Annotated in this window: 12 protein-coding genes and 1 riboswitch; of the genes, 9 read left to right on the forward strand and 3 right to left on the reverse strand. The window is 71.3% G+C overall.

The genetic code is table 11. The features are described from left to right. Positions 1-18: 18 nt before the first annotated feature. Positions 19-2,196, reverse strand: coding sequence for an MMPL family transporter (locus VGX25_RS07900; RefSeq protein WP_326916961.1), 2,178 nt, complete (start codon positions 2,194-2,196; stop codon positions 19-21). Between the two features lie 107 nt (positions 2,197-2,303). Then, complete coding sequence (locus VGX25_RS07905) at positions 2,304-3,164, reverse strand: DMT family transporter (protein WP_326916962.1); 861 nt, start codon at positions 3,162-3,164, stop codon at positions 2,304-2,306. Positions 3,165-3,362: 198 nt separating this feature from the next. On the opposite strand from VGX25_RS07905, the gene VGX25_RS07910 reads away from it, so the two are divergent. The 9 genes from VGX25_RS07910 to gcvP all read left to right on the forward strand — a co-directional run bounded on the left by VGX25_RS07910 (position 3,363) and on the right by gcvP (position 12,602). Further along, positions 3,363-5,063, forward strand: coding sequence for an AMP-binding protein (locus VGX25_RS07910; RefSeq protein ID WP_326916963.1), 1,701 nt, complete (start codon positions 3,363-3,365; stop codon positions 5,061-5,063). Positions 5,064-5,246: 183 nt separating this feature from the next. Next, entirely contained in the window at positions 5,247-5,447 is a 201-nt protein-coding gene (locus VGX25_RS07915; protein WP_326916964.1) for a hypothetical protein, read from the forward strand. A gap of 176 nt (positions 5,448-5,623) precedes the next feature. Further along, entirely contained in the window at positions 5,624-6,226 is a 603-nt protein-coding gene (locus VGX25_RS07920) for a CDP-alcohol phosphatidyltransferase family protein (RefSeq protein WP_326916965.1), read from the forward strand. A gap of 39 nt (positions 6,227-6,265) precedes the next feature. Then, a complete protein-coding gene (gene gcvH, locus VGX25_RS07925; RefSeq protein ID WP_326916966.1) occupies positions 6,266-6,649 on the forward strand; it encodes a glycine cleavage system protein GcvH in 384 nt (127 codons plus the stop codon). A gap of 112 nt (positions 6,650-6,761) precedes the next feature. Next, entirely contained in the window at positions 6,762-7,214 is a 453-nt protein-coding gene (garA, locus tag VGX25_RS07930) for a glycogen accumulation regulator GarA (RefSeq protein WP_326916967.1), read from the forward strand. A gap of 9 nt (positions 7,215-7,223) precedes the next feature. Next, positions 7,224-7,946 (forward strand): MerR family transcriptional regulator, encoded by a 723-nt coding sequence (locus VGX25_RS07935; RefSeq protein ID WP_326916968.1) that lies wholly within the window; start codon positions 7,224-7,226, stop codon positions 7,944-7,946. A 170-nt stretch (positions 7,947-8,116) separates the two neighbouring features. Next, on the forward strand, positions 8,117-8,590 hold the full coding sequence (locus tag VGX25_RS07940) for a bifunctional nuclease family protein (RefSeq protein ID WP_326916969.1): 474 nt from the start codon (positions 8,117-8,119) through the stop codon (positions 8,588-8,590). Positions 8,591-8,739: 149 nt separating this feature from the next. Next, positions 8,740-9,306, forward strand: a complete 567-nt coding sequence (locus tag VGX25_RS07945; RefSeq protein ID WP_326916970.1) for a MerR family transcriptional regulator — start codon at positions 8,740-8,742, stop codon at positions 9,304-9,306. Between the two features lie 140 nt (positions 9,307-9,446). Beyond that, positions 9,447-9,541, forward strand: a riboswitch (glycine riboswitch). A gap of 184 nt (positions 9,542-9,725) precedes the next feature. Continuing rightward, positions 9,726-12,602: an aminomethyl-transferring glycine dehydrogenase gene (gene gcvP / locus VGX25_RS07950; RefSeq protein ID WP_326916971.1), complete on the forward strand. Its 2,877-nt coding sequence runs from the start codon at positions 9,726-9,728 to the stop codon at positions 12,600-12,602. On the opposite strand, the gene VGX25_RS07955 is transcribed toward gcvP, so the two are convergent. Further along, complete coding sequence (locus VGX25_RS07955) at positions 12,599-13,498, reverse strand: FAD-dependent monooxygenase (RefSeq protein WP_326916972.1); 900 nt, start codon at positions 13,496-13,498, stop codon at positions 12,599-12,601. The genes gcvP and VGX25_RS07955 overlap by 4 nt on opposite strands. Positions 13,499-13,581 lie beyond the last annotated feature (83 nt).

The following is a 13,581-nucleotide window of genomic DNA, read 5'->3' on the forward strand; positions in this document are numbered from 1 at the left end:
CCACCTCGGTCGGCGGGATCAGCCGACCGGCTCGAGCTCCCGGTGGCGCGGGGCGGGGCCCGGCCGGGGAGCGATCTCGTCGCGGCGGCGGAGCCAGCGCGGGGTCCACCAGTTGGACTTGCCGAGGACGGACATCAGCGAGGGCAGCACGACGGCCCGGATGAGGGTGGCGTCGAGCAGAATCGCGGTGGCGAGGCCGACGCCCATCTGCTTCATGTCGATCGTGCTCAGCGTGGCGAAGATCGAGAAGACCCCGATCATGACCGCGGCGGCGCTGGTGACCACGCCGGCCGAGGTGGTGATCCCCCTGGCCACCGCGTCTCGAGTGGACAGTCCGGCGACCGCGGACTCCCGGATCCTGCTGACCACGAACACGTGGTAGTCCATGGACAGGCCGAACAGGGTGACGAACAGGATCACCGGGAGCCAGGCCACGATCCCGCCGGTCGACGTGAAGCCGAGCAGGCCCTCGGCCCAGGAGTTCTGGAACACCAGGACCAGCACGCCGTAGGCGGCGCCGGCGGACAGCAGGTTCAGGCCGATCGCGCTCAGGGCGATCACGGGTGCCCGGAAGGCCCACAGCATGACCAGGAACGTCAGCAGGAGCACGAAGCCGATCACCCAGGGGAGCGCGTCGTTCATCGTGGACACGAAGTCGTTCTCCCCCGCGGTGTGCCCGCTCACCGCGAACTCGGCGCCGGCGATGCCGCCGAACGTGGCGGGCAGCAGGGAGGTGCGCAGCCGGGTCAGTGACTGGTCGGCCTCGGCGCTGCCGCCGTCGTACGGGATTCCGGCCGAGATCAGGAAGATCCGCCCGTTGGCCGCCTCGTCGACCTCCGGCGCCTGGTCGTGGGCGAAGCCGTCGTCGGTGGCGAGCCGGGCGAGCAGGTCGTCGACGGCCCGCCGGGCGGCGGCGGCCTGATCGGCGGGGACCCGCACGGCGATCTGGTGCGCGGCGCCGGTGCTGGGGAACGCCGCGGTCATCCGGTCGTACGACTGCATGATCGGGATGCTGCGCGGCAGGTCCGCTTCGGACGGCGCGTTGAGGTTCATGCTGAACGCCGGGATGGCAAGGGCGACAAGGGCTCCACCGGACAGGGCCAGGGTGAGCGCCGGCCGCCGCAGGCTCGGCCGCAGCACCCTGCGCCAGAATCGGGGCTCGCCGCCGGACCGCATGGAAAGCCGCCACAGCAACGGAACCCGGGGCCGGTCGACCCACCTGCCGAGCTTGGCCAGCAACGCGGGCAGCACGGTGATCGAGCCGATCATCGCGACCAGGACCACGAGGATCGTGCCCACCGCGATCGACGAGAACACGATGTCGTTGACCACGAACATGCCGGCCATCGCGACGGCCACGGCGATGCCGGAGACCACGATCGCGTGCCCGGAGGTCGCCGCGGCGATCTCCACCGCGTCGACGTGCCCGGCGCCCTTCGCGCGTTCCTCGCGTTCCCGCCGGATGTAGAACAGCGAGTAGTCGACGCCGACGGCCATGCCGATCAGCAGGATCATGCTCGACGTGCTGTCGGTGGCCGGGATGAGATGCGACACCAGCGCCGACAGCCCGATCGCGGTGCCCACCGCCGACATGGCCAGCAGCACGGGAACGCCGGCGGCGATCAGCGCGCCGAACACCAGGAGCATGATCAGCAGCGTGACCGGGATGCTGATCAGCTCGGCCTTCTGGAAGTCGTCGCCGAGGGTCGCGGACAGCGCCTTGTCCAGCGAGGCGCCGCCGACCTGCTCGACGATCAGGTCGGGGTAACGCTGCTGCACCGACGCGGTGGTGTCCAGCAGCGGCTGCACCCGCTCCTCGGCCGTCTTCCGCTCGCCGGTGATCTCCACGTTGACCAGGACCGCGCTGCCGTTCGGCGCCGGGACCGGGTCGCTGATCTTGCCGACCTCGGCCAGGCCTCGCATGCCGGTGCGCACGTCGTTCGCGGCCGCCATGGCCCTTGCCTGGTCGAGGCCGCCGCCGCGGGCGGAGATCAGGACGTTCTCCGTTGCCGGACGCGTGAAACCGGCCTCGTCCACAATGCTCTGATAGGTGGCCAGCTCGCCCTTCGGATTGTCGTCGAAGTCGGCGGTCCTGGTGCCGGCCGCGGTGCCCACGCCGATGCTGATCGCCACGAACAGGATCCAGGCGCCGATCGCCCGCCACGGGTGCTCGGCGCTCCATCTGGCGATGCGCACGGTTAACGCTGGTTTACTCATTGGTTCCCCTCGTGAATGTCGCTGTGTCACGCACAAGGTTGGGGGAGATCGCGGTCCGCGTGATCCGGACCTTTCCCTGGAAAGAGCTAGGGGTAACCCCTAAGGCGAACCCCGGCCGCCAGCACCATGGCCGCGCAGAGCAGCGCCGCCCCCGCGATGCCGGCCGCGCCGAGCCGGTCGCCGAGCAGGGCCGCGGCCAGCAGCGCCCCGGTCAGCGGCTCCAGCAGGGTCAGCACCGCGGCGGTGCCGGCGCCGACGGTCCGCGAGCCGCGGAAGTACAGCGGGTAGGCCACCGCGGTCGGCAGCACGGCCAGCGCCACCAGCAGGCCCACCGACGCGCCGGTCACCTCGAAGGTCAGGCCGAACCCGGCGACCACCGCCAGCAGCGATCCGCCCACCGCGAACCCGAACCCGATCGTGGCGAGCTCGCTCATGCCGGCGACCGGCCGCGCGCCGAGCACGGTCAGCGCGGCGAACGCGGCCGCGGCCAGCAGCGCGAGGCCGGCGCCGGCCAGCACGCCGGAGCCGTCCGACGGGACGCCGACGAGCAGGCCGAGCCCGGCCAGCGCGAGCGGCAGCGAGACGAGCATGCGCCGGCCGGTGCGGCGCCCGGTGAGCCGCTCGGCCAGCAGCACGAGCACCGGCATGGAGCCGATCGTGAGCAGGGTCGCCAGCGTGACGGAAGTGCTTGCCACCGCGGCGAAGTAGCTGCCCTGGGCGGCGGCGGCCAGCGTCCCGACGCCGGCCACCCTTGCCAAGCCGGCACGCCCCCGGGGCAGCCGCCGCAGGCCGCCGGTGAGGGCAAGGAAGATGATGATCAGGACACTGCCGGCGGCGAGCCGGTAGGCGGCGACGGCCACCGGCGCGAGACCCGCGGCCCGACCGAGCAGGCTGCCGAGCAGCCCGCCGGTCCCGAACAGTGATCCGGACAGGACCAACGAAAGCATGGTTGGGTGCGCTCCTGCGACGAGAAGGGAAGGGGTCGCGGAAGCGGGGCACGGCTGATCGGCGCACCGGCTGGTGCGCTGGAGAGTTACGCCCCGCTCAGGAGCGCGGAGGAGAGGTGATCAGGTGGCGCCCGGACACGGCGGCCATGCTAGCCGCGTGGCTGCCCATGGCCCTCCTCAATTACTAGGCTCGCAACCATGACCGAGCCGTTCCGCGCCGCGCGCGACTTCCTGGTGGCACACCAGCGGGACTACGACACCGCCTACGCGAACTTCCGGTGGCCGGCCCTTGACCGATTCAACTGGGCGCTGGACTGGTTCGACGTGGTCGCCGGCGCCGAGCCGACCGCGTCCCGGCTGGCGCTGTGGATCGTCGAGGAGGACGGCTCGGCGCGCAAGTGGACGTTCGCCGAGCTGTCCGCCCGGTCCAACCAGGTGGCGAACTGGCTGCGCTCGCTCGGGGTGGCCAGGGGCGACCGGCTCATCCTGATGCTGGGCAACCAGGGCGAGCTGTGGGAGACGATCCTGGCCGCGATGAAGCTGGGCGCGGTGATCATCCCGGCGTCCACCCTGCTCGGCGCCGCGGATCTGCGCGACCGGGTCGAGCGCGGGCGGGCGCGGCACGTGGTGGCGCGCGCCGTGGACGCGCCGAAGTTCGCCGACGTGCCCGGTGACTACACCAGGATCGCCGTTGGCGGGCCGATCGAGGGCTGGTTGGACTACGCCGACGCCGACCAACTGTCCGTCGACTTCGTCCCCGATGGCGAGACGAACGCCGACGACACGCTGCTGCTGTACTTCACCTCGGGCACCACCGCGCGCCCGAAGCTGGTGCAGCACACCCACGTGTCCTACCCGGTCGGTCATCTGTCCACTATGTACTGGATCGGGCTGCGGCCGGGCGACGTGCACCTCAACATCTCCTCGCCGGGCTGGGCGAAGCACGCCTGGAGCAACGTGTTCGCGCCGTGGAACGCCGAGGCGACCGTGTTCATCTACAACTACACGCGCTTCGACGCGGCCGCCCTGATGTCCCAGATGGACCGGTGCGGCGTGACCAGCTTCTGCGCCCCACCGACGGTGTGGCGGATGCTGATCCAGGCCGACCTCACCCAGCTGAAGTCCCCACCGTCCCAAGTGGTCGGTGCGGGGGAGCCGCTCAACCCGGAGGTGATCGAGCAGGTCGCCAAGGCGTGGGGCGTGACGATCCGGGACGGGTTCGGCCAGACCGAGACCACGCTGCAGGTGGCGAACACGCCGGGGCAGCCGGTGAAGCCCGGCTCGATGGGCCGGGCGCTGCCCGGGTTCGTCATCGCCCTTGTGGACCCGGCCACCGGCGAGCCGGCCGACGAGGGCGAGATCTGCATCGACCTCGCGCACCGGCCGGTCGGCCTGATGGTGGGCTACGCCGACGACGAGGAGCGCACCGCCGAGGCCATGCGCGGCGGCTACTACCACACCGGCGACGTCGGCTCCCGCGACGCCGACGGCTACATCACCTACGTGGGCCGGGCCGACGACGTGTTCAAGGCGTCGGACTACCGGATCTCCCCGTTCGAGCTGGAGAGCGTGCTGATCGAGCACGAGGCGGTGGCCGAGGCCGCGGTGGTGCCGTCGCCCGACCCCCTGCGCCTCGCGGTGCCCAAGGCGTATATCGTTCTCGCCGCCGGCCACAAGCCCGACGCCGAGACCGCTCGGTCCATTCTCGCCTTCGCCCGCGAGAACCTGGCTCCGTACAAGCGGATCCGCCGCCTGGAGTTCGCCGAGCTGCCCAAGACGATCTCCGGCAAGATCCGCCGGGTGGAGCTGCGCGGCCGGGAGAACGAGGTGAACGCCGACCCGTCGAACCGCACCCCTGGCGAGTTCCGCGACGACGACTTCCCCGACCTGCGCGGCTAGGAGCCAACCGCACCGGTGTCGCTCGCCGAATTCGTTGCGGGAGCGTGTCATCGGCGTAAACCGCGCGCGTCTCCCGGACGCGCCGCGGCGTGGCCGGACATGCTTGCCACGAACAGGCATCCGGCCCCCGTTAACGCGGCGCCGGCGAGACCCGACACCCCTGTTGGAGGTAGGGGGAGCACGATGAGCATCGACGAGAATTCCGACGGAAATCTGCCGACGACCCCGTGCAGCGTGGTGTGGAGTGGGGGCCACGCCTACGTGCTCGAGGGCAGGTTCGGGCGAGCGCGCTGGGTCGGCGTGGACGACCGCGGCCGCCCCCAGGCACTGACCAACGCCGACCTGCAGCGTCGAGGATGGAGCCGCACCCGGGTCCCGCGCTGACGACCTTTTCGCGACCTTGCGCGCGCCGCAATCGCTCCGGCAGGGCACGGCATGTCCTGGTCCGCTCGCGCTGACGGGTGCCCTGCCACCTTCGGCCGAGGGCGCGCTCTGTGGTCACTCCGAGTGCCGCGGAGCATTTTGGCTACCGCCTCCCGCTCGCGAATACGCTGGCAGGTATGGCGCAGGCGGCCGAGGTACGTGCGGGCGACGGGCAGGTCCCGGACCGCCTGGTCACCGTGCCCAACCTGCTCAGCGTCATCCGGCTCGCCGGGGTCCCGCTGTTCCTGTGGCTGCTGCTCGGCCCGAAGGCCGACGGCTGGGCCCTCGTGGTCCTGGTGGCCAGCGGCGTGACCGACTGGCTGGACGGCAAGATCGCCCGCTGGCTGAACCAGACCAGCCGGCTCGGCGCCCTGCTCGACCCGGCCGCCGACCGGCTCTACACCCTGGCCACGGTGGTGGCCTTCGTCATCCGCGACATCGTGCCGTGGTGGGTGGCCGCGGTCCTGGTCGGCCGGGACCTGCTGGTCATGTGCGCCATCGCGGTGCTGCGCCGGGCCGGCTACGGCCCGCCCGAGGTGACCTACATCGGCAAGGCGGCGACGTTGAGCCTCATGTACGCGTTCCCGTTGCTGCTGCTCGCGCAGGGGGCGTCCACCGCCGCCACGATCGCCCGCCCGGTCGCCTACGCGTTCGCGATCTGGGGGTCGGTGCTGTTCATCTGGTCCGGCCTGCTCTACGTGGTGCAGGCGCGATCAACGCTGCGGAGTCGGGCCATCTAAGCTCTGCTCGAATATCGGCCCGTCGGGAGGGATGTGCAGGTGACACCCGAGGAACTCATGTACACCGAGGAGCACGAGTGGGTGGCGCGCAGGGATGGAAACGTCATCCGCGTCGGTATCACCGAGTACGCCCAGGACCAGCTCGGTGACGTCGTCTACGTCCAGCTTCCCGAGGTGGGGAACCAGGTCGACGCCGGGGCCGCCGCGGGCGAGGTGGAGTCCACCAAGAGCGTCTCGGAGATCTACGCGCCGGCGACCGGCGAGGTGACCGCGGTCAACGAGGCGCTCGACGAGCAGCCCGAGCTGATCAACAGCGACCCGTACGGCGAGGGGTGGATCTTCGAGATCACCGTCGACGACCCGGATGCGCTCGAGGGACTGCTCGACGCCGAGGCGTACCGGGCGCTCACCGAGAAGGAATGAGACGCGGGCAAACATCACCGTCGGCATGGGGGAGGCAACGTCTGGGCAGCTGATCGCGCACGGTACGTTTGCACAGTTGTAAGACGAAATCACCAGCAGGAGGAGAGCTCAGGTGAGCACCAACGACGGGCCCGGCGTCCCGCCGGAGCAGTCTCCGGAGCGGACGTCCGTGTTCCGGGCCGACTTCCTCCACGAGGCCGAAACAACCGAGGGGCCGGCGCCTGAGCCGTCGGTCGCCGGCGTCGACGCGCTGCCGGCCGGTTCCGCCCTGCTGGTGGTCAAGCGGGGCCCGAACGCCGGCTCCCGCTTCCTGCTCGATCGGGACACGACCAGCGCGGGCCGGCACCCGGACAGCGACATCTTCCTCGACGACGTCACGGTCTCCCGGCGGCACGCGGAGTTCCGCCGGGAGGGCGGCGAGTTCGTGGTGATCGACGTCGGCAGCCTCAACGGCACGTACGTCAACCGGGAGCCGGTCGACCAGGCCGTGCTCGCCGGCGGCGACGAGGTCCAGATCGGCAAGTTCCGCCTGGTGTTCCTCACCGGCCCGAGCTCAGGGTCGTAGGACGTAGCAGTGACGGCTGCCGGGAGGCCGGAGCGCGACGGGTTGAGCATCGGGGCCGTGCTGGAGCGGCTTCGGCCCCAGTTCCCCGACGTCACCATCTCCAAGATCAGGTTTCTCGAGTCGGAGGGCCTGGTCTGCCCGGCCCGAACCCGGTCCGGCTACCGCCAGTTCACCGCGGCCGACGTTGAGCGGCTGCGGTTCGTGCTGTCCGCGCAGCGCGACCACTACCTGCCGCTCAAGGTGATCAAGGAGCAGCTGGACGCGGCCGACCGGGGCCATGACCCCGGCCCGGCGCTGCGGCCGGTGCCGGCGCCGGCGGCGCCCGGGCTGCCGAGCGCGGCGGCCTTCGTCGAGTCGCCGGAGCGCCGGCTGACCAGGGAGGAGCTGCTCGAGCACGGCGGCATCGACGCCGCGATGCTCACCGAGCTCGAGCAGTACGGCCTGATCAAGCCCGGTGCGGCGGGCTTCTACGACTCGCTGGCCGCGACGGTGGCCAGGACCGTCAAGGCCATGACCGAGTTCGGCATCGAGCCACGGCACCTGCGGGCCTTCCGGGCCTCCGCCGAGCGCGAGGTGGGTCTGGTCGAGCAGATCGTCGCGCCCCTCTACCGGCATCCGGACCGCGAATCCAGGGCCCGCGCCGACGAGATCGTGGCCGAGCTCGCCGCGCTGTCGGTGGGCCTGCACACGTTGCTGGTGAAGGCCGGGCTGCGACGGGTCGCCGGACGGTAGATTCCGTCCCGTACGGCCGATGTACGCCGTTGCGTGGCCACATCGTGACCCGGATTGCTTCGGCGGAATGCAAGCGTCCTGCCCGGATGGCGGGTAGCGTCGAAGCCATCGATGAGCGATCCTCGATGTAGGAGCGATATCGTCGATCCTGATGGAGGGAGGCGAGCCCGATGAGCGAGATGCGAGTCGTGGGGGTGCGGGTGGAATTGCCCGCCAACCAACCGATCTTGCTCCTTCGCGAGACCGATGGCGACCGCTACCTCCCGATCTGGATCGGCTCGGTCGAGGCGACCGCGATCGCGTTGGAGCAGCAGGGGGTGCGGCCCGCCCGGCCGCTCACCCACGATCTGCTCAAGGACGTCATCGGCGCGCTCGGCCGGGAGCTCGAGCAGGTCCGCATCACCGATCTTCGCGAGGGCACCTTCTTCGCCGAGCTGGTGTTCGACGGCGACGTGCGGGTGTCCGCCCGGCCGAGCGACTCCGTGGCGCTCGCCCTGCGGGTGGGGGTCCCCATCCACGCGGAGGACGCGGTCCTGCAGGAGGCCGGGTTGATCATCCCGGACGAGCAGGAGGACGAGGTCGAGAAGTTCCGCGAGTTCCTCGACTCGGTCTCACCCGAGGACTTCCGCGGGGCGGACACCTGACCTACCCACCGGCCTCGACCTGAACCTGAGGTTGAGAGTTACCTCCGCGCGTCGCGTTGACCGGTCCGCCTGGCCGACCTACCGTCATTGGTGAGCGAATCGCGTTAGTGTGATTCACGGTCCTGGGGGCCCACCGCGGGGAGGCACGCGTGATCAAGGAAGGTCCTGTCGGGGCGGTCGGTGGCGAGCAGGGTGAGCTGTTCCCGGACGAGTCCGCCCCCGATGAGCTGGTCGGATACCGGGGACCGGCCGCCTGCCAGATCGCCGGGATCACCTACCGCCAGCTCGACTACTGGGCCCGCACCGGGTTGGTCGCGCCGAGCATCCGCGGCGCGCAGGGCTCCGGCTCCCAGCGGCTGTACTCGTTCAAGGACCTGCTGGTCCTCAAGGTGGTCAAGCGGCTGCTGGACACCGGGGTCTCGCTGCAGAACATCCGGGTCGCGGTGCAGCACCTGCGCCGCCGCGGGGTCAAGGACCTGGCCAACATCACGCTGTTCAGCGACGGCGCCACGGTCTACGAGTGCACCTCGGCCGAGGAGATCGTCGACCTGCTGCAGGGCGGCCAGGGCGTCTTCGGGATTGCGGTCAGCAACGCCATGCAGGAGATCAACGGCACCATCCACGACTTCCAGGCGGAGCGGGCCGACGGCGGCACCGTCGAGCCGGTCACCGACGACGAGCTGACCGCCCGGCGCAAGGCGCGCAACGTCGGATAAGACCGCGTGTCCCGCCTTCGGGCAGCCGTGTCCCGCCTTCCGGCAGGCATGAGCTCCGACTCCCGGTGAGCTGCCCGACACCCAGCGAGTTGTGCACCGATGCTGCATGTCAGCCGGGGTAGGCTGCGCGGTGTAGTCGTGGACCCCGCGCGGGAGAGACCGAGCCGGCCGGCTCGGCGCCGAAGGAGCAACTCCTCCCCGGAACCTCTCAGGCACCAAGGACCGCGCGGGCGAGACGCCTCTGGAAAGCGGGTTTCCGGCTCCAGCGCCGGGCAACCCCGCCGAAGGTGCAAGTCCAGCGGGGCTCGATCCGGCTGGACGAAGCTCTCAGGCGCCCGTGCGTGTGCGGGCACGGACAGAGGGGGAGGGCAACCGGACACCCGTCCGGGGCCCGACCTCGCAGACCGGAGGCGCAACTCATGACTCGGGATCGCACCTCGCTCGCCGCTCTCGAGCACGGCACCCCGTTCGTCGACCGGCACGTCGGCCCTCGCCCCGCCGAGCTGGCGCGGATGCTCGAGGTGATCGGGGTGGGCTCGCTCGCCGAGCTCGCCGAGCGCGCGGTGCCGGCATCGATCCGGGAGCGCGACCTGACCCTCGACCTGCCGGCGCCGGCCACCGAGGCCGAGTCCCTTGCCGAGCTGCGCGCCCTCGCCGCCCGCAACCGGCCGATGGTGCAGATGATCGGCCTCGGCTACTACGGCACGATCACCCCGCCGGTCATCCGCCGCAACGTGCTGGAGAGCCCGGCCTGGTACACCGCGTACACGCCGTACCAGCCGGAGATCTCCCAGGGCCGGCTGGAGGCGCTGCTCAACTTCCAGACCATGGTCGCCGACCTCACCGGGCTGCCGGTGGCCAACGCCTCGATGCTGGACGAGTCCACCGCCGCCGCCGAGGCCATGACGCTGGTGCGCCGGGCAGGCAAGTCGAAGTCCCCCCGGTTCGTCATCGACGCCGACACGTTCCCGCAGACCATCGCCGTGATCGAGACCAGGGCCGAGCCGCTCGGCATCGAGGTCGTGGTGGCCGACCTGACCGAGGGGCTGCCCGACGGCGACCTGTTCGGCGTGCTGCTGTCCTACCCGACCGCGACCGGCGCGATCCGCGACCACGCGCCGCTGATCGACGCGGCGCACGAGCGCGGCGCGCAGGTCGTGGTGGCCGCCGACATCCTGGCGCTGACCCTGCTGCGCCCGCCCGGCGAGATGGGGGCGGACGTCGTGGTCGGCTCCACCCAGCGGTTCGGCGTCCCGATGGGCTTCGGCGGCCCGCACGCCGGCTACCTCGCCGTCCGCCAGGGCCTTGAGCGCCAGTTGCCGGGCCGCCTGGTCGGGGTGAGCACCGACGCCGACGGCAACCTGGCCTACCGGCTGGCCCTGCAGACCCGCGAGCAGCACATCCGCCGGGAGAAGGCGACGAGCAACATCTGCACCGCCCAGGTGCTGCTGGCCGTGATGGCCTCGATGTACGCCGTGTACCACGGGCCCGACGGGCTGCGCTCCATCGCCACGCGGGCGCACCGGATGGCCGCGGTGCTGGCCGCCGGGCTGCGCGCCGCGCCGGACACCCGCGTCGTGCACGACCAGTTCTTCGACACCGTGCTCGTCGAGGTGCCCGGCCGGGCCGGCGCGGTGGCGGCCGCCGCCCGCGAGCGGGGGATCAACATCCGGCTGGTCGACGATGATCACGTGTCGATCTCCTGCGCCGAGACCACCACCCGCGCCCACATCCGGGCCCTGTGGCAGGCGTTCGGGACCGACGCCGACGCCGACGCGCTCGATGTGTCCACTTCGGACGCGATCCCGGCCGCGATGGAGCGCACCTCCGAGTACCTGACCCACCCGGTGTTCACCATGCACCGGTCCGAGACGGCACTGCTGCGCTACCTGCGCGCGCTGTCCGACAAGGACGTCGCGCTGGACCGCAGCATGATCCCGCTCGGCTCGTGCACGATGAAGCTCAACGCCACGGCCGAGATGGAGCCGGTCACCTGGCCGGAGTTCGCCGAGCTGCATCCGTTCGCCCCGGCCGAGGACGCCGCCGGGCTGCTGACCGTGGTGCACGATCTTGAGACCTGGCTGGCCACGCTGACCGGCTACGACGCGGTGAGCCTGCAGCCCAACGCCGGCAGCCAGGGCGAGTTCGCCGGTCTGCTGGCGATCCGGGCCTACCACCGCAGCCTCGGCCACGGCGAGCGCGACGTCTGCCTGATCCCGGCCAGCGCGCACGGCACCAACGCGGCCAGCGCGGTGATGGCCGGGATGCGCGTGGTCGTGGTGAAGTGCGACGAGGCCGGCAATATCGACCTCGACCACCTCCGGTCCACTGTGGACGCTCATCGGGACGACCTGGCCGCGATCATGATCACTTATCCGTCCACGCACGGGGTGTACGAGGACACCGTGCGCGAGGTGTGCGCCCTCGTGCACGACGCGGGCGGACAGGTCTATGTGGACGGTGCCAACCTCAACGCGTTGATCGGCCTTGCCCGGTTCGGTAAGTTCGGCGCCGACGTGTCACATCTCAACCTGCATAAGACGTTCTGCATCCCGCACGGTGGCGGCGGGCCGGGCGTCGGGCCGATCGGGGTGCGCGAGCACTTGGCCCCGTTCCTGCCCAACCACCCGCTGCAGCCGGCAGCCGGGCCGGCGACCGGGGTCGGCCCGATCAGCGCGGCGCCCTGGGGCAGCGCGTCGATCCTGCCGATCTCCTGGGCCTACGTCCGGATGATGGGCGCAGACGGCCTGCGCCGGGCCACCGAGGTGGCCGTGGCCGCGGCCAACTACGTGGCCAGGCGACTCGACGAGTACTTCCCGGTGCTCTACGCCGGGGCCGGCGGGTTCGTCGCGCACGAGTGCATCCTCGACCTGCGCCCGATCACCAGGGCCACCGGCATCACCGTGGACGACGTGGCCAAGCGGCTCGCCGACTACGGCCTGCACGCGCCCACGATGTCGTTCCCGGTGGCCGGCACGCTCATGGTCGAGCCGACCGAGAGCGAGGACCTCGCCGAGCTGGATCGCTTCTGCACCGCCATGATCGCCATCAAGGGGGAGATCGACCGGGTCGCGGCGGGGGAGTGGCTGCCCGAGGACAACCCGCTGCGCGGCGCCCCGCACACCGCGCTGGCCGTCACCGGCAAGTGGGACCACCCGTACACCCGCGAGGAGGCCGCCTTCCCGTTCGGCGCCGCCGGACCCAAGGTCTGGCCGCCGGTCGGCCGGATCGACGGCGCCAAGGGGGACAGGAACCTCGTCTGCTCCTGCCCGCCCGTGGATGCCTACCAGGGCTAGGGGATCGCCCGCAGCGCCTCGTCGAGGTCGATCGGGGCGAGGCCGAAGGTGCGCTCGGTGATCGTCGAGTCCAGCACGAACGGCTTGACGAACTGGTAGCGGGTGGTCCGCAGCTCCTTGGCCATCGGGTCGAACAGCCCGGCCGCCCACAGCACCGGATAGGGCAGGCCGGTCAGCTTGGGCGCGGGCGCGCCGACGACTTCCGTGAACCGGGTGGCGATCTCGCGGACCGTCAGCGCCGGGTTGGTCGGCACCGGCCAGGCCTTGCCAAGGGCCCGCTCGTCGGCCGCCACGGTGACCAGCGTGCGGGCGACGTCGGTGATCGAGGTCCAGCTGTGCGGCACGTCGAGCGCGGCCGGCACGAACGCCCGCCTGCCCGCGCGCAGCGGCTCGGCAAGGACGAAGCTGAAGATCGAGTTCGCCTCGATGTAGTCGCTGGCCCGCACCTCGGTGGTCCGGATCCGGCCCGCCTCGTGCGCGGCCAGCGCGTCGCGCCACATGTCCGCGCGCAGTTTCAACTTGGGGTGGGTGGCGGCCAGCGGGGTGGCCTCGGTGATCGGCCCGTCCACCGGCCCGTAGCCGTACAGGTTGCCGGCAATGGCCAGCACGGCGCCGCTGCTCTCCGCCGCGGCCAGCAGCGCGCCGGCGAGCGGCGGCCAGTCCGTAAGCCAGCGGTGGTAAAGCGGGTTCGCGCAGTTGTACAGCGCAACCGCACCGGCGGCCAGCTTGCTCAGCCGCTCGGCATCGGTGGCGTCGGCCGCCACCCGCTCGATCGCCGGGTGCTCCGGCCCGCCGCCGCTCCTGGTGACGATCCGCACCTGCTCACCCCGCTCGGCGAGCAGCTTCGCGGTAGCGGTGCCGACCGGCCCAGCCCCGACGATCACCTGGAGTGCCATGAGTGGTGTCCCCTTCTCTCGCATCGAGAGCACTGCTCTCGTTTCGAATCAATAGTCTCGAGATCACCGCTCACTGTCAAGAG

The organism is Actinophytocola sp. (genome assembly GCF_035942955.1).
Classification (GTDB): domain Bacteria; phylum Actinomycetota; class Actinomycetes; order Mycobacteriales; family Pseudonocardiaceae; genus DASYTH01.